Consider the following 20,305-nt stretch of genomic DNA (forward strand, 5'->3'; position numbering starts at 1 on the left):
AAGTCATATTTAAGAAAATGCATACAATGGGAACGGGCGAACAGTTTTTGGTTCTTATGTCAGTCCCTCATCGTCAAATTTCAGATTTTTTACGTCTAGCTTATTCAGGTCAATACTCCCTTTTAATTCTGCATCGATCAGTTGAAGTCGTGCTTCGATCTTATGTAAACGCGATTCTAAAGCAGGGTGAAATAGAGACTTATCGCTTTGGGGTAGAATACGGGGGACTTTAGGATAGCCTAGTTGTCGTTGCAACGCTGCAAACATATAGAGAGGATCGCGGTCGTGATTCGCCTTTGCGATGCGGCCATCCTGTTTACTGAATAAGATGGGATATTGAGGGGTAAATTGCTCATTTCCGGGAACCCTGCGTCGCTCATCCACAAAATGCTCAGACTGAAAATAGAGCAGATCAGCGAAGTCGACAGCTCCAAGTTGGATCTTGAGTTTACGAATCCAGCTGGACCAGTCGTCATTGTAGAGGGTGTCTTTTGAGATCGCAGTCAGACCTGTGTGGTAGCCCAGTCTATTGCGGGCGATGCACTCAAACTGATAGATAAATAGCCCGGCGCTACTAGGGGTTTCTGAACGGTACTCCGCTTCACGTTCCAGGATTATTAAGCCGGTTTTCTGATCGAATTTGGATTTATCGTCTTCCGCGTTATGAAGGATAAATGTCTGAAACGGCGTGAAATAATGGGAGAGTTTTTCCATTCCGTCTGAAATACGCCCTGTGAGCAGCAATTCGCCTTTTAGAAAGTCGATGGCCATCGGCAATTTCGTCGTGGCAAGAATTTCTTCGTTTATCGTAGCCAGGATCACCTGCGAAGGAACGGAATCTTCCAGGCGCTCACGATAGTTGCGGAAAAAATAGGCCTGTTCGATATATTCTTCACGATCCAGGGGCAGTTGCTTCATCGATGCTCGTTCGAATTGATGGGTTATTGTAATTCAGCGAGAGGTGCACTCTTTGAGATATTATACCGGATACCTCACGCAAACGGTTCAAAAAGATCCGGGAATTTGGTTTCGATCCGGACTGTCCAGGAAGGACTGTAGGATAATTTGAGCCGCAAGTTTATCTAGATAAGCCTTTCGCTTTTGACGGCTCATATTCAAGTTGGCCAGAAATTCCTCGGCGGTTGCGGACGAGTAACGTTCGTCCCAGTACCGGACCGGGATTTGCGCAAATTGACTGATCCAATTTCCGAACTGGCGTGCTTCTTTCGCTTTCTGGCCTTCATCACCGCTCATATGCACGGGAAGACCTACGACGAGGCCTTTGCACTGATATTCTTTGATGATCTTCAACAGAACGTTCTGATCCAGCGGTTCGCTTTGTCTGGTGTAATTTTCCAGTGGGCTGGCGATGTTTTGTTCAAATGTGGAGATCGCAATACCGATCCGTTTGGTGCCATAGTCGAGCCCCAGCAGGCGGCCTTCGGCAGGATATTCCGCATCGAACGGCTGGTTTGGTTCAGAGGAATCGTTCATAGCCACACTCCTCAAGCTGGTTCACTAATTGTTTGATGGCGGTTTCATCATCTTTACGGGCCATCAGCGTAGCGTCGGGAGTATGCACGATCAAACAGTTCTCGATTCCGAATGTTGCGACCAGATGATCGCCTGAGGAAATGATGATATTATCTGACGTTTCCAGTCCGCAGTGCAGTCCGATGACGGTATTGCCGTTTGCATCGGCGGGGAAATACTTCTGCAGCGTATTCCAGTTCCCTACATCATCCCATTCAAACTCGGCGGGAATCACAGCAAGGTTCGATTTCGCATGTTCCAGAACGGCATAATCAATCGACTCTGATTTCATCGCCGGGAAAACCTGATTGAGCACGGTTTCGTATTGCGAAGTTCCAATCGCGTCGGAAATTTGCAGCAACTGTGTGTGCATTTCCGGTTCAAACCGGGCGAGGGCATCGAGAATCGTGCGCGCTTTCCAGACAAAGATGCCACAATTCCAAAGGTAGTTCCCGCTGTCACAATAGTGTTGTGCTGTTTCGGAATCGGGCTTTTCTCTGAACTCTGCTACTTGAAATCCGTGGACGATATCGGAATCTAATGTGGGACCACACTGAATGTATCCATAGCCGGTGGCCGGATACGTCGGGGGAACACCAATCAAGACCAGGGAATCTGGCTTTGCATCGATGAGCGTGTTTGCCTGATTGACTGTATTGATGAAACCCGCATCGGGCTGAATGATGTGATCTGAAGAGACGACGAGCATGACCGCTTCAGGATCGGATTTTAAGAGGTGGATCGCCGCCAGTCCGATGCAGGGGGCCGTATTTCTAGGTGCAGGCTCGATCAGAATCTGGTCTTGTGGAACATCGGGTAACTGGCGGTGGGTTTCCTGTGCCAGCCTGTGATTGGTGGCAATCCAGATCTGTTGGTGATTCGTGAGCTGCGTGCAGCGGGTGACAGTATCCTGAATCATGGTGTGGTCACCCACGAGTTTCAGCAGTTGTTTGGGCATTGATTTTCGGCTTTGAGGCCAGAATCGAGTACCACTTCCCCCCGCCATGACAACCGTGTGAAGCATACGATTCATTCTCCGAGATAGAGGGGGAATGTAAATTGCGCATCGGAAGCAATTTTAGTTTTTAATTCCGTTTCATCTAACGCAAACAGTGGGCTGATTTCGACGTCTGTTCCCTCCGGAATCTCGACGCCACAGTCAGCAAGCCACTCGGAATAAATTCGGCAGAGTGCGGCGTGCACTGTCTCGGGCGAATCGGCTCCGTCTGCGTTTTTGAGTGGGTTAAATTCACGCTGACGATCGATTTCATAAACCAAAACGGTATCGGCGACCGGCAGGACGTCAAAGATAAACCGTTCAAATTTAATCGCGTTGGGCTCCGTGGGGGAAACCTGCGCACCTGAGGAATCAATGTATGGGACTTTTTTATTAGCCTGATGAAACGGCAGCAGGTCGTCATTATTGGCGATTTGCTCCAGGAATGTACGATTGAAAACATGAATGGCAGTGCTGCCGGCCCAGTGCAATAAGTTTCCTTCCTCGTCGGTTTGCTCTGCGATGGGTACCGGGAGATCACTGTATTCGATGATCTGTGTTTTCTGATCGACGTCACATACGATGCCCATTTTTTCTTCAGGCGAACGTTTGGAAACGACTTTGACGGACACCTCGGCATTGCGCTGCAAATGATAACCGAGGAACTCCGGATCGCAGACAATGGCGGTGGGGTTATCAACCTGGTGGTAATAGAGCGTGTCGATCCCTTGCGCTTGCATCACCTCAAACATTCCTGAGTTTTTGAGGGCGGCCAGCGTCCCACCATGTCCGTCTGGACTCACGGCGATGCGGTGCTTTTCTTCGAGCAGAATCTCGCCCGACTTCGCATCGACGGCCGGCATGGTTCCCTGTTTAAAGAAATGCAGATTCTCTTCCGCCAATCCAAAGTTCTGGTGCTGTTGGAAGTACTCCACCGTTTCATCGTGCGTGGCGTCGCTGGTCATGATGAAATAGCAGATCGGTTTGCCCGCTTTGTCTGCACGGGCAATCAACTGCTCGACAAGCATCTGGAATAAAGACGTCTGTTTGACCGGGCCAACGGGATACATGCCTTTAGGATGGCTGAAACCCAGCCGCGAACCCTGGCCGCCAGCGACAAGGATCGCACCGACTTTTCCTTCTGAGAGCAACTGGTTACCCGCTTGAATGGGGCTCTTCGATTCCGCAGCAGAAGAGGTTCGATCCTGCAGTCGAACGACGGTCCCGGGACGGGTCGCACGTTCTGCTTTCTGTGCCGGTGATTCTTCTGTTGTCGATGAACCCTTGGAAGAATAGAGGCGTTGGATCTGCTCAAAATTGATTTGTTGGATTTGACCCGTTAATTCTGTCCGCTGTTGATCATTCAGGTCATCCCACCAGTGCAACAGTTGCGTTTGCTGGTGTTGTTCCAACTTGTGATAAAGATCCTCGGGAAAGGACTTGGATAAATTCATGCTTATCTGGTTCCCTGGTAGTATCGGTTTAAGGCTCCCGTTCAGTTGCATTCATTCAGTCGCATTCAGGGAGCAGTGCTTTACTCACGCAGCCATGATGTGCTTGAGAGGTTGTGGCTGAAAAGTCGGCTAGATATCCTCGCGTATGTTTCACCGGATTCGGAGTCCAGTTAGCCCGACGTTGCTCTAATTCCTGATCGCTGATTTCGAGTTGGATCGTTCCTTTGAGCAGGTCAAACGAAATTTGATCTCCGTCCTGAACCAGACCAATCGGTCCGCCGACGACGGCTTCGGGAGAGCAATGCACGCCGATCGCACCGTGTGACACTCCTGAAACACGTGTGTCCGAAATGAAGGCGACTTTTCCATCCAGTTCCGGCACGGCGAGCGCGGCCGTTGCCACAAGGACTTCGGGCATTCCAGACGCAACAGGGCCCAGATATCTTAAGACAATGATGTTGCCCGGTTTGATCTTTCCGGCTTCGACCGCATCGGCGACTTCTTTGGCATCATCAAAACAACAGGCCGTGCCAGTAAAATGCGATTCCGGCATGCTGGAAACTTTGAAGACGATCCCTCCGGGAGCAAGGTTGCCGAAGCAGACCTGCATATCTGCATATTCTTTAAACGGTTGGTCCAGCGGTGCGATCAGATCCTGATCGGTGGGAACGTCGCCGATCTCCGCCAGGTTTTCCGCAATTGTTTTACCGGTAACGGTCAGACAACTGCCGTCAATGATGCCTGCTTTGAGCAGATGTTTCAGCAGCATGGGAGTTCCTCCCAGATGGTGAAGATCGACCATCGTCTTTTTACCCCGTGGTGCAAAGCTGCAGAGGACAGGGGTTTTTCTGAGGATTTCTTGAATGTCTTGCAGATGGAAATCGACATCGGCTTCTCTCGCGAGAGCGAGCAGATGCAGGACACCGTTTGTGGACCCGCCGGCAGCCGCAATTGTAGCTGCTGCGTTTTCGAACGCTTTCTTTGTAAGAATATCGCGTGGGCGAATGTTTTGTTTCAGCAGATTTTTTACCGCGGATGCTACATTCAGGCATTCTGTTTTTTTGGCACTATCAATGGCGGGGGTAGAACTGCTGAAAGGCAGCATCAAACCGATGGCTTCCAAGGCGATGCCCCAAGTGTTGAATGAAGCAGCAATTCCACATCCGCCCGGACCGGGGCAAGCGGTTTTGAGGATCTGCTCAGCTTCTGCTTCTTCCATGGCGCCAACGGCGGCTGCGGCTTGCGAATCGTAGACATCCAGAATGGAAATATCCTGACCTTTATGGCAGCCGGGCATGATGCTCCCGCCACTCACGACTAAGCCCGGATAGTTCAGCCGCGCCAGAGCCATGGCAAAGCCGGGACCGTTTTTATCGCAGTTATGCAGCCCAATCAGTGCATCGTAAGAGTGAGCACTAACGACACATTCTGCCGCATTGGCGATCATATTGCGTGAAGGAAGACTGGCATTTCCGCCTTCCTGACCCTGGGTGATATTGTCGCTGACGGCAGGAACACCAAAGGGAAGGCCGATCATCTCGGTCGATTTACATCCCTCGGCGATCTCTTTTGCCAGTTCGTAAGCATGAACATTACACAGGTTGCCATCGAGTAATGGGACGCCGATTCCGATCTGAGCCTTGTCAAAATCTTCATCAGAAAAGCCGAGCCCGTAATAAAAGGCGGTCACTCCCCGCTGCCAACCGTGCGTCAAGTTTTGACTATTCCAATTCAGTGCCTGTTCCATCAATGGGATTCCTGGTAGGTGAAAAGATAAGTTTTGATTTGCTGACTCTGTTTCGCATTAACTCTAAACGGTCGACAGCAGGAGTCCAAGTTACTTAACATTTGATTTTCAAAACAGATACAGAGTCCCGAAAAAATTAGAAACAAAGTGCCTGTCTTTGTTCGCTGGCCTGTTTCGCAGGCATCATTCACCTGCCCATTTTCGAGTGTGGCTTACTGAAAATCAGTGACAGGCAGAGAAAATGCGAAAAATTGCTTGATTTGTTCTCAAATCTGGTGTGCAAATTAGTTGTATGTCTATATCTCGAAGTGGTTTGCGTTTATTTAGTGGTGATGGCCTTTGCGCTTGCTCATTGGTACGTCGGAACGTAAACTGTGACGTTCCGTGAAACAGGTATGACGATAAGCTGTTTTGCCTCCTGATTTTAGGAAATGATCCCGCAGACAGTCTCATCTGTTTGAGTGGTTTCTTGTGCAAAACGACGCCTTGCTACTGGCAGTAGCGATAAAACGAAACGGGGTTTCATCTGGTAAGATGGACTTTCAGAATCCCCCACAGAGAGGATTGGCAGCAGACAATCCGTAAGATCGACAAGGTTATTAGGTAACAAAGAAGCTTAGTAAAATGAAAAAAGACATTCATCCAGATTATCATCCTGTCGTATTTAAGGATACTTCGACAGGTGATTCGTTTATGATCCAGTCAACGGCGACTTCCAAAGCGACAGTCGAATGGGAAGATGGCAACACCTACCCACTGGTTTCTGTGGAAATCAGTTCCAGATCTCATCCTTACTACACCGGTAAGATGAAGTTTGTCGACAGTGCTGGTCGGGTCGAAAAGTTCCAGAAGAAATACAACTGGGACAAGCGCAACACCGAAGCAGAGGATGCCAAGAAAGAAGACGCTTAGCAAATTTACGAATAGTCTATCAATGAGGCTCTACGGAGAATAATTCCGTATGAGCCTCGTTTAGTGCATGGTCATGTCTTTTTTTTTACGTCTGGTCCCTTTTGGTTTTTCGGGTCGAATTCACTTCCCGGCGAAATAAGAAGGCGATTAGACAGGCTTCTTCGTGGATTTGGGCAAATGAAGTTTCCCACCCTGCAGGCAAAACTGGTACGATTTGAAGAGTTGGAAAAACAGCTTCAGGATCCAGAGGTTCTGACAAATAATACCAAGCTCGTTGAGGTTCAACGGGAGTATGGCGGTCTTTCCAAAGTGTCTCAAGAACTCCGGTTGTTCAATGCCCGCGCCGAGGATATTGAAGTGGCGCGTGAGATGCTGGCTGAAGAGACCGACCCTGATGCAAAGGCCTACGCACAGAAGGAACTTGACGAGCTGTGCGAAGAGCACGAGAAACACACGAAAGACCTCGAAGACCTGGTTGTCGCCGGCGATTCGATCACGCGTGGTGGCTTGATCATGGAAATTCGCGCGGGCGCCGGCGGGGATGAAGCCGCTTTGTTTGCTCGTGAATTATTCGACATGTACCAGCATTACGTTGAAGCACAAAAAGGCTGGAAAACGGAAGTGCTGAACCTGAGCGCGACAGAGCTTGGGGGAATCAAAGAAGTCACATTTTCGATTGCCGGTGAAGGGGCGTTTCACCGATTGCAGTTTGAAAGTGGCGGTCATCGGGTACAGCGTGTTCCCGAAACCGAAACGCAGGGCCGCGTGCATACAAGTGCTGCGACCGTCGCCGTTTTGCCGGAAGCGAGCGAAATTGAAGTCGATATCAAACCGGACGACATTCGACTCGACACGTTTCATGCCAGTGGTCCAGGCGGGCAGAAAGTGAATAAGACGGAAAGCGCTGTGCGGATCACTCACTTGGCGACAGGGACGGTCGTGCAATGTCAGGATGAAAAGAGCCAGCATAAAAATAAAGCCAAAGCGATGCGTGTGCTCCGCAGTCGTGTACTGGAGAAGATGCAGCAGAAGGCAGCTGACGAGCGGGCCGATCAGCGTCGAACTCTGATTGGTTCCGGCGATCGCAGCCAGCGAATTCGAACCTATAATTTTCCACAAGGTCGTGTGACTGACCACCGCATCAACCTTTCACTTTATAAAATTGATCAGATCATGCAGGGAAGCTTGGATGAGCTGGTTGAAGCCTTGTTGCAGTTTGATCGTGAAGAGCGACTGCTCGGTGATGGCGCTAAGAGTTAAACGCCACGCCTGCTATTTCACTTTTGACTGTTATTTCGACGGATCGTGCTGTGAAAGATAATTCACCCTCATCGGAGCCCGCTTCAGATGCTGCAGCAGAGTCGTGGACCGTACGTCGTATTCTGGACTGGACGACGGCCCATCTGACGAAACATGGAAGTGATTCTCCTCGTCTGGATGCAGAAGTGCTGTTGTCATACGCGCGAAATTGCGAGCGGATTCGTCTCTATACAAACTATCAAGATGAAGTATCTGAGCAGGAACGCAGCTTAATGCGGGCGCTGGTTCAACGGCGTGCGAAGTCGGAACCGGTGGCGTATCTCGTGGGGAATCGCGAATTCTTCGGGCTGGATTTTTATGTCGATTCCAATGTTCTGGTACCACGACCGGATACGGAAACGCTGGTGATGGAACTGGTGGATGAGGCACAAAAACTCCCTTCCCCTTCCATTCTCGATTTGTGCACAGGCAGTGGTTGCATTGCCATTGCGGCGGCTAGGAATTGTGCAAAAGCCTCATTTCTGGCGACCGATATCAGCGAACGTGCTTTAGAGATCGCACAAAAAAATGCCGAGAGCAATACACTCTCAGACAAGATTCAGTTCCTGTTGAGTGATTGTTTTGAAAAATTACCGGCAGGGACCGTGTTTGATATTATCGTCAGCAATCCGCCTTATATTCCCGATGCCGAAATCGAATCATTGGACGCTGATGTGAGGCAACATGAACCACGGCTTGCATTGGCCGGGGGCACGGATGGATTGGACTTTTATCGCAAAATCATTGCTGAGGCCCCACGGTATTTAAAAGAAGCGGGGGTTTTAATGCTGGAATTCTCTCCCGAGCAGGAAACGTCGTTAAAAGCACTGTTCGAAGAGTCAGGTGAATACGGTGATGTGCGTGTGAAAGCAGATCTGGCAGGCCGTGCGCGGGTGATGATCAGCCAAAAGTTGCCTATCTTAAAATAAACAGATTTTCTATACTTCCTGCTTAGCAATTCTGGTTACACAACTTCAGGAGATCCAGGGATGGATATGTTTCTCGTTCGCGGAGGCGAGCGGCTTTCAGGTTGCGTTTCAGTCAGTGGTGCCAAGAATTCGGCATTGCCACTGATGGCGGCTGCTTTGGCCTGTGAAGGTGAAACGGTTCTGCATTCCATCCCCAATCTGGTGGATGTGACCACCCAGTCTCAAGTCCTCGGTTCGCTGGGCATGCAGGTGGATCGTGATACATCGGGCGCGCTGCGTTTGAAGACCGTTGATGAAACATCGTGCATTGCCGACTATGATCTGGTGAGGCGAATGCGGGCCAGTGTGTGCGTGTTGGGGCCCTTGCTGGCGAAACGCCGGATGGCGTGTGTTTCATTGCCCGGCGGTTGCAACATTGGTGATCGACCAATCGACCTGCATCTGAAAGGACTGTCTGCTTTAGGCGCACAAATTCGTGTTGACCGCGGTTATGTCATCGCGCGTGCCGATCGCTTGCGTGGTGCCAATATCTTTCTGGGCGGTGCATTTGGAAGTACCGTGACCGGGACCTGTAATGTGATGATTGCGGCGGCCCTGGCCAAAGGAACGACGACCATTGAATCGGCCGCATGTGAACCGGAAGTGGTGGACGTTGGCAATTTCTTGAACGCGGCTGGTGCTCAGATTGAGGGATTGGGAACTCCGTTTTTGACTATCGAAGGTGTGGAACAACTCAACGGAATCGAACATGAAGTAATTCCCGATCGGATTGAAGCGGCAACCTTGATGATTGCTGCTGCGATTACGCGCGGTGATGTCCAGTTAAACCGGGTGCGCCCCGATCATATTACTGCGGTGATTGAGAAGCTCCGGGAAATCGGCGTGACGATTAATCTGGAGTTTCCCGAGCAGCCTGCCAAAAAACAGTCTATTTTTATTCGCGTCACGCAGCCTCTTAAGTCGGTCGATTGCATTGCGTTACCGTATCCCGGAATTCCCACTGATGTGCAGGCGCAGTTGATGTCGCTGTTGGCGAGTGTTCCCGGAATCAGCATTGTGACGGACAAAGTGTTTCCGGATCGATTTATGCATGCGTCGGAATTAGCGCGGATGGGAGCGAATATCCGTCGTGAATCCGCCAGCGCGATTCTGAACGGCGACTCCCCGTTAAGTGGCGCCTGTGTAATGGCATCCGATTTAAGAGCCAGTGCTGCTTTGGTATTAGCGGGACTGGCGGCGGAAGGTGAAACCGTGATTCGTCGGATTTACCATCTGGATCGCGGATACGAAAAGCTGGAAGAGAAGCTGATCACATTAGGCGCCAATGTCCGTCGAGTGAAAGACGAGCCCAAAAATATGCCCGAGAGTCTGAAACTGACCGATGGCGAAAGCCGACCCAGCTATTCGGAACTGCTGGATGCGATGACCGGGCCGCACTGGAACCAGAGTTCCAGTGACAAACTTGCGCAGCAACCGAAGCCGTCAGATTCTTAAGCAGTTCATTTATTCTTTTTCAGCTGGCTTTTTCTCAAAGTCCAGACAGATTAAATGCGATTCACTGCGGAGATACAGCTTTTTGTGGGCGAGTACCGGCGCAGCCCATGCTGGATATTTAATTTGCGGGAAGGACGTCCGGCAGATTTCGGTGAAATGTTCGGGGTCGACTTTCACAATCGCCAGTGTACCACGTTCGCCCAGCACGATGAATTTGTTATCCGCCAGAATTGCAGAGCCGCGTCCATAGAAGGGCCAGGGGGCTGTTTTGCCGGAATCAACCCACTGGTATTGCCCTGTTAATTGATTGCGTTTTACCTTGCCGATGACGGGCTCGGTGCCGTCTGTTTCCCACATGACTTTTCCGTCGGAGAGCCGGACGCTGCGCATCGTCGCGCCGCGTTCATGGCGTCCACTGAAACCGTAAAGGTATCCGTCGTGATCAATGGTGGTTGACCAGTGCGTCAACATATTGGTCGGATTACGCCAGAGTTCTTTGTAGCTTTTGCCATCTGGTGTCACTTGCAGCAAGGCAGAACCGACCTGATATGCAGCGGAAAGGAAAATCTTGTCGTCCACCACAACGGGGCGGGCAGCGTTGACAGAATCGTTAATCATGGAACGGAACCAGTATTTGAAATTGACGGAACCGTCCTGAGGATCAAGGGAAACGAGTCCCTGACGCATCAGGCAGAGCAGATGACGTTTGCCGTGGATTGTGACGGCGAGAGGGGACGAGTAGCTGGAAATCTTTTCATTGCCGCGCCATTTATAAACGGGGAGTCGCTCCCAGCCAGTGGATGTTCCGTTCCAGACATCCTTACCGACATTTTCCCAGAGTTTTTTCCCGGTGAGTGCATCGAAGGCAACCATGCCGGAATTGGGTTTGCCGCCGACCATGACGATCAGCTTGTTTCCTTCCAGAATGGGCGTGGAACCCACGCCGAAAAATCCGGGGGGAACGTTAAACTCTTTCATACAATCGATGTGCCAGACGAGTTTGCCGTCTTCGAGATTCAGGCAATATAGTTTTCCCTGTGCGCCGAATGTGTAACAGTGTTTCGATGTCAGCAGAGGAGAGCAGCGGGGGCCATTGTTGTATCCGTAGGGGTCGCGGAAATCGGACGCGTATTCGTACTTCCACAGTTCCTTGCCGGTACTTGCATCCACGCATTCAATGACTTCTTTGCCTTCACGGTTACCATCAGGTCGATGATGAATCACCAGTTTGCTACCCAGGATCGAAGGGGCACTATATCCGGTTCCGATTTTTTTCTCCCACAGCAAGGGAGGTCCTTGCTCGGGGAACTTGTCGAGCAGATTTGTCTCAGGAGAAATTCCCGTCTGTCGCGGACCCAGAAAGTAAGGCCAGTCACCCGGTTTTACGGACGGCGATTGTGCATGAAGTTCTGAATCGAAATGACCAGTCTGTGGGATTGGTAATGTCAGAGTTAACAGCAGTGTTGCTACCAGGCTCAGGGACATGAACCATTTTTGAATTCGGTGATCAAGGAACTTGTCTAAATTATGCATGAGATTAACCATTCATAGGCGGGTGATCAGGGAAGCTCGTAGATTTTATAGGTTTGGTTTTGATAAACGGGTTTGATTGTTTTAAAGGGGCCGAGTCGTTTGACCAGCAGGTGTGTGATGTTGGAGTTATCTTTAAGGGCTTGCAGTGCGCGGTCATCGAAGCCTTTATTATAATACTCTTGGCCCCATTTTCGAAGGTATCTCAGGCGTCGATTCCATTCTATCACGCCGGGGGCGTCCTGGGGACAGTCTTTCACGGTAACATACTCGGGCCGCTGAGCGTACCATTTAAAGTCCGATTCGCGGGCCGGTGTCAGAAACAGAGTCGTTTCGGGCGTGTTTTGTTTGATCCAGAGGCAGGCGTCGATCCAGTCCTGGCGTTGTGTGGAAGCCATTTTGTGGATCGGGGGGAATGTCCAGGCGGAATAGAGTACGGCTGTAAAGATGCTCAGGCTCAAAACCGCGATCGCGGTTTTGAGCGAGGAGCGTGAAGCGGACGACGGTTCTTCGCCTGGCTGTTTGGATTCAAAGAGTCGTTGGTAAACCGAATTGATAATCGCAATTGTGACAGCCAGTGGTAGCAGCGCATCAAACAAACGGAACGGATAAAATTTCAAGAGTGACATACGAAATGCATAATAGGGCATTTCCGTAGCAGGTCGCGGTCCGACTCCCAGTAAAAAGCCGATGCAGGCCAGTCCCAGAGTTCCGAGGATGAAACATTGAAAAAAGCGATTTGCAAACGTAATATTTTGTTTTCGTCTCAGAATCAGCCAGAGTCCCAGGAGCCCCGCATACAGCAAATAGCTGAAGGTATGAAAATCCATGGGATCGAGGTGATGCTTAATGCGGTAGAAGACTTGAATATAATTGGCTGCAAAGTTGGCGCGTGAATCACTATAAAGCAGCAGGCTGATCGCAGGAATCAAACCAGGAAGTGCGCAAAGGATAAGTAGCCCCGTTGCGGGGATTGCTTTTGAGATCACTTCCCGGGGTGTGGTATGAGTTGGTGACTTCTGTTGCAGGAACCAAAAACAGGCAAGTGCAAAAACGCCACACAGCAGCGACCAGACTCCGACAACGGGATGCCAGCTGATGGTCAGGCCGGCATAAATGGCAGCGCGGTTCCAGCGCTGTTCGCTGGCGTTGGCCAGTGATAAAAAAAGAAACCCATAGGCAAACACCTTGGACTCAATGCCACCAATGATCCATTCACCCGAAAAATTGCCGACCGCGGCAATTCCCAGATAAATCCATACAGAGATTAAAGGAGACCAGACCCCCGGCGTTAAAACCCGGAAGAGTCGATACCAGCCGATCGCAAGTAACAGGAAACCTGCCAGTCGACCGAGGATCGCTGTGGCAGGTAGCGAGAGCCATTGGGTCAGCAGGCCGACGACCTGATAAAAGACGGAATGCGCGTTGGAAGATTCGAGGAAAAAGTCCCCTGCACACCATTGAGGATTCCAGTAGTGTTTGGCTTTGCAGAGGTAGTGTGGTTCATTGGTTCCGGGAATGGGGAACCGCAGAAACGAATCGGCGGCAAAGGAGCCGCCGATCAACAGAATCAGGAGAATGGCTTGAGGTGTTAATTTAGAAGCTGTGGATTCAGGATTCACTGAACTTGAGCACCTTGTTAAGCCTTAAAAGTTAAACCGGAAGAGACGGTGGTTGGGAGAGAACGCGTCCGATCAGGAGTCTACTTTTTCTTCGTTTTCTTTTTCGCTGTTTTCTTTGCCGTCACTTTTTTGGCGGGCGATTTCTTCGCAGGGGACTTTTTCGCAGAAGACTTTTTGGCTGGAGATTTTTTCGCTGGAGACTTTTTGGCGGTTGTTGTTTTGGCAGCCGCTTTCTTTTTGGTGCTTCCTTTTTTAGAAGCCGCTTTCTTTTTAGCGCCTTTTTTTGCAGGTTTACCAAAAATGTTATCGTAATTTTCCCAGAACTGTGGTGTTGTACCAGTACGCACTATTGGGCCGCTCATAATCTCTCTTCTCCGTTCAGTATTTGAATTCACCTGACGGTAACTTCAAATGAAACGTATTTCGTAACGATGTTGTTGTAGTATAACCAATTAATAAGGCAATTGTCTTTTCTGAGCGATGATTCTTTCGATCTCAGACTTAATTGTCAAGTCTGTTCGCAATGATCTGTCTGTTGAGTGACGGGAAAAGCATGCTGCAGCGTGCTGGCTTTGTGACGAATCGTTTCCAGAAGCCTCTCTAGATGGGCTTTGGTTGTGAGCGGATTCATGACTGTGATGCGAAAGGCCGCCTGTCCATCCAGAACGGAATGCACAATGTAAAACTCGCCCGATTCGATCAGTTGTCTGCGTAATTGAAAATGAAACAGATTCTGCTGTTCGAGCGGCAGCGCCTGTACCCATGCTGGCTGATAGCGGAATACGACGATATTACATTCGGGTTTATGCAATGGTTTAAAGTCAGTCGTTTGCAGGAGCAGCGAATAAAAAATCTGGGCCGTTTCGAACGTGATATCCACGAGATCGGCAAACAGACCTTTGCCAAACAGTGACCAGATGCCCCAAAGTGCGTAGCTGTTCGCGCGTTTGGTGCACTCAATGGTTCTTAAGCCAAGGTCGTATTCTGCGATTTCGGGAGCAGAGGGATCAAACAGGTAAGGGGCCTGCTGTTGGAAAGCGGAGAACTGGTGCGCTTTATTTTTGAAAAACAGAAAGGCGCTCAAGGCAGGCATGAACATCATTTTGTGTGCATCGAAGACGACACTATCTGCGCGGCAGAGACCTGCTGTGAGGTGCTGATGCTGTTTGGAAAAACAGGTCGGTCCCCCGTGGGCGGCGTCGACGTGCAACCAGAGTTGATATTGTTCACACAAATCGGCAATATCATTCAGAGGATCAAAGGCACCAATCGGGGTGGCACAGGCGCAGGCGATGACGGCGATGATGTTTTGATTTTCACTCTGGGATTTTAAGATCAACTCTTTCAAAGCGACCGGCTGCATTCTGCGTTGTTCATCAAGGGGGACTTTGATGATGTTGTCTGCGCCGATCCCCAGGATGCCGGCAGAACGTGTTACGCTGTAATGTGCGTCGCTGGAGACCAGTAGTACGGGCGTTGATTCGAATTGTGACTGTGTGCCCTGTGTCCAGAACTCGGGACAAGCCAGATTCCGTGCAGCCAGCAGTCCGGTCAGATTGGCCAGGGAACCGCCGTGCGTGACCAGACCGGAAAACGTACCGGGGGTGAAGCCGATTTCTTTGCCGATCATTTCGATTAAAGCCAACTCGACGGCAGTGGCCCAGGGGCCGATTTCATAGACGGCCATGACCTGGTTTGTGACAGATGTGATAGCATCGAATAATCCGGCCAGCGGTAACGAAGCGGGAACCTGATGGCCGATGTAGCGGGGGTTCTGTAAGTTGTGTCCTCGATCCAGCATCAACTGCATCAGTTGCTGGAATTCCTGAACTGTGTCTTGCTGGGGCCCCGTGTCTTGCTGGGGACCCGTGTCTTGCTGGGAGAGGTCCGCTGGTGTGGGATCTGTATCTAAGCTGTCGTGCGTGTGTAGATGCTGTCGCGCTAATTCGATATTGTCGACCGGATGATTCCAGTTTAAGACGTTGCCGTTTTCGCTCTGAATTGACCGTGCGTGGGTTGTGATTAATTCGGAGAACTTCAGGCTTGCGGCAGCCAGTAAATCAGGAGCATAGGCGGCTTCAATTCTAGATCGTGCTGCCGCTAATTCTGAATCTGTGATGGTCATCGGAGGTTCTTGCTACATGCGAAAGTGGGATACAGCATTATAGCTGAAAGTGCTGCGAATCAACGTTTATTGTATCTGCTTTCAATAACCAGGAAACATGTACGCGTGACTATTTTAATATTGGCAATTAGAAAAAGAGTCGTCTGATTAAAGATTGTCTGATGCAGTGATAGAGTGTCTAAAATCGAAATGGTTCGGCGTTCATTTCGTAGCCGGGGTGCATGCAGATATTCATCAGCAGGCCAAGTGCCAGGCAGGTACTCAACATACTGGTGCCGCCGTAGCTCATGAGAGGCAGAGTCATACCTGTAATCGGCATTAAGCCGACCGTCATCCCGGTATTGATCATCGTCTGCGAGGCCAGTAGCGTGACGATACCAACGGCCACGAGTCTGCCGAACGGTTCGCGTGTGGCGGTGGCGATTTGTAAGCCACGGAAAAAGAGGAAGATAAAGACTGACAAGATAAACAGGCAGCCCATGATTCCGAAGCGTTCACCAACCAGGCAGAAGATAAAGTCGGTTCTCCCGGCGGGAAGATGGTAAGCGGCGGGGTCATCCACGGGCATGCCGGCAATTTCGCTGCCCCAGACACCGCCTAGTGCGAGCATTTGTTTCGACTGGTAAAGATGATATCCGTCTCCCTTGGGAAGTTCTCCTCCATCCTGTTGTGTGAATAAGGCCACGATTCTGGATTTTTGTTCTGGGTTCATTTCCAGCCAGAGGACGGGCAATGTGCAGATTCCCAACATGACAATGGTGATGAGATGCCGCGGTCGGGCACCGGCGGAGAACAGCATGGCGAACAGAATCGGAAAGAATAAGAGCGATGTTCCCAAGTCCGGTTCGCGTAATATCAAGAAGACCGGCACACATGTTAAAATGAAGGGGACGATCAGGCCCGGAATTCGTCTGTAATTCTGGCGGTGCATCAGATAGTGTGCCAAAGCGAGGATGTAAGTGATTTTGGCCAGTTCCGATGGCTGAAATTTGAAAAAACCGAGTGGGATCCAGCGCCGTGAACCATTGACGGCGGGGATGAAAAAGACCGCAATCAGTAATAGGAGCGTTCCGAGAAACAGGGGATAACTGACGCCCCGCAAGTTTCGATACGGGAACAGAATCGTGCCACCCAGCGCCAGGAGGGAAATCAAAATCCAGACACATTGTTTCTGAAAATAATGTCCCTGACCTGCAAGTTCGTCTCCGCGCGCGATACCAGCCAGGCCGCATCCCATGAGAATGAGAATGCAGCAGAGAATGGACCAGGGAATACGACGAAAGCCTGAATGAATCATACCGTTGTCTATCAAATGATTTATGAAGAAATCCAGATACGTTTTGTAACGAAAAATGGCAGATTGGGAAAGAGAGATCTTTTTTCATGAACTTCCTGTGTGTTGTGTTCCTTTATATGGTGTCAAACGCGTGCAAATCAGCTATTCTTTGGCGGCAGAAACCCTTTTCGACCGTAGTTTGAATTCCCATTTATGTTTCAGAATTTGAGAAAAATCTGTTCTAGATATCCGATCACCGCTGCCTATATCGCGGTGGCCGTCGGTCTGTTTCTGGCAGTTCAGGTAGTTCGAATCAAACAGGGGACCCCCGCTGATAGTGTCTTTGATACAGCATTATGGAAACTGGGGGCCGTGCAGCCGCTGGTGTTTGTGTATGACCACCCCTTAATTAAAGAAGACAGTTTTCCCACCGGTGGTCCATTTGATCTATGGGCGGGAGAATGGTGGCGGATTCTGGTCAGTGGTTTTCATCACGGGGATCTGCTGCATCTGCTGATGAATTGTATCGCCATCGGTTATCTGGGCCGACTGATCGAGCCTCGGATGCGTTCCTGGATGTATGCCGCCTTTCTGATTTTGGCGACGTTTATTTCGCTGCTTCCAGAATACTATTTCGAGCATTATCCCGTGGGATTATCGGGCGGCGCGTTTGCGATGTTTGGATTATTGATGATGCTCAGGAAAACCGATCCTGGTCTGGTGGATGAATTCACGGAGCGAGAAATCACCTGGGGCCTGGGGTGGCTGATTTTGTGTTTTGTGTTTACCTATTTGGGATTTCTAAACATTGCGAATGCCGCGCATGTGTCAGGATTTCTATACGGCTTACTAGCCGGTGTGGTTTTGATCAATCGCTCTCGGTTTGCCAGCTTAATGCGCGTTTCGTTTGTGCTTGCGCAGCTGTTACTGATTCCCTGTACGTATTTGATTTGCCATCCAGTTTGGAATGGAAAATACTATTGGTATCTGGCGCGGCACGAGGATGACCTGGACCAACGGATCGAGTATCTCCGGAAGGGGATGGCGCTCGCTCCCGGTGAACCGAAAATTGGGGCAGAGCTGGCGTTGAGCCTGTATCGCACGGAAGGAGACCCATTCCGTTCCTGGGAGATCATTCTGCAGTCACTGAAACGGAACCGGTCATATGACAAGGGAGTGGAAATCGCACGGCTGATCTGGAAACAGTTTGGTTCGGAACCGCAAAAATCGAAAGCGTTAGAAATTGTTACCGATGTCTTTGGTGATGAATCGGAGGCCTGGTTTGAACGCTTGCAGTTAGATCAGGCGTCAATTGCGCAGGCAGAGGTGCCGATGCCGGAATCAGATAACGCTTCGGGAAGCGAATTACTTTTTGGGGGAGAGACGGTTCCAGAGACGAAGCCGATCCGTCCCCGCGATTTATCTGCGCCACCCGTTGACCCTCGATCGCCTCAGAGTGCTGCAGAAGGCGTTACGCTTTGACCAGCTGGCAAGACCGGGAGAATCGTTAAAACGGCAACATCTGCTCGAAACCTTACGAGCAATTGTTGTTTTTTAGCATCAGAGGCGAATCCTGTAAGTGAATTTTACACCGCGACAGAGCTTGAACTAGGCTGTAGGTAAACAAATTTGTCGTGATGCTGCGCGGTCAATGGTTTGAAACGTGAGACAGACTCTGATTCAAGCCAAAACAGAGGGGAATCGTTTGATCCCTCTCGTCTGACTCTGCGAAACAGCATATGATGTTTTACACTTACCTCTCATCTCGATCTGTTTATTATGGCCACTGCTTTGGAAAACCAAAACGAATCTACAAATGAGAACCCTGTTGAAGAGTCCAGCGAAGAGTTCTCTGAGGATGCGGTGCTCGTCGATCGCTTTCCGGAAGCGCTTCGACTTTCGCGGTTTACCTTCTTCTCGGTTTGTATACTTTCGCTCTCTTTTTTATTATTCAGCTCACTCCCGTTATGGCATACCGATATCTGGGGGCATCTGGCGTATGGGAAATTGATCTGGGAAACCGGAAGCATTCCGGCGTTCGAGCCATTGGTTCCGCTTGCTTCGGGGGTTCCCTTTATCGACACTGCCTGGTTGAGCCAATTGCTTGGGTTTCAGACATTTCAGCAGTTTGGTGTGGCGGGAATTAAATTTCTGTATGCGGCTGCGATTACCGCTTGCATGGGACTGTTATTGTTTCGAGTTCAAAAACGGACAGACAGTTTTATCTGGAGTCTGGTTTGTGTTTCCGGATTTTTATTGTGCGACTGGAAGCAACTTGGAATTGTGCGGCCGCAGTTGGCAGGCTTACTCTGTTTTGTGATGCTGTTTACGCTTCTGAATGCGCGACAGTGGCGGAAATCGTATTGGTATCTGATTCCGGGGCTGTTTGTGTTATGGGCGAATCTGCATGGTTCGTTTCCTATCGGGCTGGGCTTGATCGGATGTTTTCTGGTGGGACGAGCCGTTGATGTGGGCCGCAAATCAGGGGCATGGAAAGCCATGTTCCGAGATAGTGTGACGCGCCGGTTCTTTGTTTTACTGGAACTCGCGGCTGTCGCCGTGCTGATCAACCCTTATGGTTTACAATTATATACAGAGGTGTTTTCTTTCTCATCGAACCCCAATCTGGCTGATTTGATAGAGTGGAATCCGTTGACCTTACGCATGTATCAAGGAAAAGCAGCAGCCGTCTTAGCGCTGTTATTGGTGATCGCTTGCCGGTTCACGCCTCGAAGAATTTCGACGACGGAAGTCCTGCTTCTGGTAGGGCTGGGAACAGCGGCGATGTGGAGCTCTCGCATGATTATCTGGTGGGCACCGGTCGCCACCTATTATCTGGCATTGCACGGTGCCGCGATCTGGGGACAGAAATTACAGCGACTAACTGATGATGACGAATCACATGCCATGCACTATGCCGGGAAATGGACGATCGTTACCGTAGGCGTGATTTGGATCTGTTTTGCGATTACGCCGATCGGGTCACAAATATTGCACGGCAAACAGGTTGATTTTGCGAAGAGTGTTTCAAGCGCCACGCCCATTGGTGCCGTGAATTATCTGAAGGAAAAGCAGATCAAAGGGCAGGTCTTCAATTCCATGGAACTCGGCGATTATCTGCTGTGGGATGGGCCAGGAGATCTCTCCGTGTTTGCGAATTCCCATGTGCATTTACTGCCGCACGAGGTCTGGGATCATTATCTGCGGGTGATCAATCTTAGCAGTGAGGCGGAAGAATTGTTGAAGCGTTACGGAGTCAATACCGTCGTACTGGATTTGCCCCGCCGAAACAATCTGATGCGTCGATTAGAACGTGATGGCGAATGGCGTGTGGGCTACAAAGATGGCCGTTCGGTGGTCCTGCTAAGAAATAAGCCGATTCAATAA

Annotated in this window: 16 protein-coding genes; 6 read left to right on the top strand and 10 right to left on the bottom strand. The window is 50.2% G+C overall.

What is annotated here, in order from left to right; translation table 11 throughout:
- Window positions 1-54: 54 nt before the first annotated feature.
- The 5 genes from AAC022_RS06475 to AAC022_RS06495 form a co-directional block, all read right to left on the bottom strand.
- Entirely contained in the window at window positions 55-918 is an 864-nt protein-coding gene (locus AAC022_RS06475; protein WP_339729204.1) for a hypothetical protein, read from the bottom strand.
- 87 nt (window positions 919-1,005) lie between these two features.
- Window positions 1,006-1,494 carry a Holliday junction resolvase RuvX gene (gene ruvX, locus AAC022_RS06480; protein ID WP_339729206.1) on the bottom strand — a complete coding sequence of 163 codons (489 nt, stop codon included), beginning with the start codon at window positions 1,492-1,494 and terminating at the stop codon, window positions 1,006-1,008.
- Window positions 1,478-2,557, bottom strand: coding sequence for a mannose-1-phosphate guanylyltransferase (locus AAC022_RS06485; RefSeq protein WP_339729208.1), 1,080 nt, complete (start codon window positions 2,555-2,557; stop codon window positions 1,478-1,480). Before AAC022_RS06485 ends, ruvX begins: the two co-directional genes overlap by 17 nt.
- 5 nt (window positions 2,558-2,562) lie before the next feature.
- Complete coding sequence (locus AAC022_RS06490; protein ID WP_339729210.1) at window positions 2,563-3,984, bottom strand: UDPGP type 1 family protein; 1,422 nt, start codon at window positions 3,982-3,984, stop codon at window positions 2,563-2,565.
- Window positions 3,985-4,039: 55 nt separating this feature from the next.
- Window positions 4,040-5,731, bottom strand: coding sequence for a dihydroxy-acid dehydratase (locus tag AAC022_RS06495; RefSeq protein ID WP_339729212.1), 1,692 nt, complete (start codon window positions 5,729-5,731; stop codon window positions 4,040-4,042).
- A gap of 624 nt (window positions 5,732-6,355) precedes the next feature.
- Here AAC022_RS06495 and AAC022_RS06500 point away from each other — a divergent pair.
- The 4 genes from AAC022_RS06500 to murA all read left to right on the top strand — a co-directional run bounded on the left by AAC022_RS06500 (window position 6,356) and on the right by murA (window position 10,365).
- Entirely contained in the window at window positions 6,356-6,643 is a 288-nt protein-coding gene (locus AAC022_RS06500; RefSeq protein ID WP_339729214.1) for a type B 50S ribosomal protein L31, read from the top strand.
- Window positions 6,644-6,820: 177 nt separating this feature from the next.
- On the top strand, window positions 6,821-7,903 hold the full coding sequence (gene prfA, locus AAC022_RS06505; protein ID WP_339729216.1) for a peptide chain release factor 1: 1,083 nt from the start codon (window positions 6,821-6,823) through the stop codon (window positions 7,901-7,903).
- Window positions 7,904-7,953: 50 nt separating this feature from the next.
- Window positions 7,954-8,871 (top strand): peptide chain release factor N(5)-glutamine methyltransferase, encoded by a 918-nt coding sequence (prmC, locus tag AAC022_RS06510; RefSeq protein ID WP_339729218.1) that lies wholly within the window; start codon window positions 7,954-7,956, stop codon window positions 8,869-8,871.
- 60 nt (window positions 8,872-8,931) lie between these two features.
- A complete protein-coding gene (gene murA / locus AAC022_RS06515; protein WP_339729220.1) occupies window positions 8,932-10,365 on the top strand; it encodes a UDP-N-acetylglucosamine 1-carboxyvinyltransferase in 1,434 nt (477 codons plus the stop codon).
- A 9-nt stretch (window positions 10,366-10,374) separates the two neighbouring features.
- Here murA and AAC022_RS06520 read toward each other — a convergent pair whose 3' ends face one another.
- The 5 genes from AAC022_RS06520 to AAC022_RS06540 form a co-directional block, all read right to left on the bottom strand.
- Entirely contained in the window at window positions 10,375-11,898 is a 1,524-nt protein-coding gene (locus AAC022_RS06520) for a PQQ-binding-like beta-propeller repeat protein (protein ID WP_339729221.1), read from the bottom strand.
- 26 nt (window positions 11,899-11,924) lie between these two features.
- On the bottom strand, window positions 11,925-13,517 hold the full coding sequence (locus AAC022_RS06525; protein WP_339729223.1) for a DUF6798 domain-containing protein: 1,593 nt from the start codon (window positions 13,515-13,517) through the stop codon (window positions 11,925-11,927).
- A gap of 80 nt (window positions 13,518-13,597) precedes the next feature.
- A complete protein-coding gene (locus tag AAC022_RS06530) occupies window positions 13,598-13,879 on the bottom strand; it encodes an RNA polymerase subunit sigma (RefSeq protein ID WP_339729225.1) in 282 nt (93 codons plus the stop codon).
- 146 nt (window positions 13,880-14,025) lie between these two features.
- On the bottom strand, window positions 14,026-15,642 hold the full coding sequence (locus AAC022_RS06535; RefSeq protein ID WP_339729228.1) for an aminotransferase class I/II-fold pyridoxal phosphate-dependent enzyme: 1,617 nt from the start codon (window positions 15,640-15,642) through the stop codon (window positions 14,026-14,028).
- Between the two features lie 178 nt (window positions 15,643-15,820).
- Window positions 15,821-16,939 carry an FtsW/RodA/SpoVE family cell cycle protein gene (locus AAC022_RS06540; RefSeq protein ID WP_339729229.1) on the bottom strand — a complete coding sequence of 373 codons (1,119 nt, stop codon included), beginning with the start codon at window positions 16,937-16,939 and terminating at the stop codon, window positions 15,821-15,823.
- 192 nt (window positions 16,940-17,131) lie between these two features.
- Between AAC022_RS06540 and AAC022_RS06545 the strand changes: the two genes are divergently transcribed.
- Window positions 17,132-18,400 carry a rhomboid family intramembrane serine protease gene (locus AAC022_RS06545; protein WP_339729230.1) on the top strand — a complete coding sequence of 423 codons (1,269 nt, stop codon included), beginning with the start codon at window positions 17,132-17,134 and terminating at the stop codon, window positions 18,398-18,400.
- 297 nt (window positions 18,401-18,697) lie between these two features.
- Window positions 18,698-20,305, top strand: a complete 1,608-nt coding sequence (locus AAC022_RS06550) for a hypothetical protein (protein WP_339729233.1) — start codon at window positions 18,698-18,700, stop codon at window positions 20,303-20,305.

It is taken from the genome of uncultured Gimesia sp. (genome assembly GCF_963976445.1).
In the GTDB taxonomy this organism is placed as follows: domain Bacteria; phylum Planctomycetota; class Planctomycetia; order Planctomycetales; family Planctomycetaceae; genus Gimesia.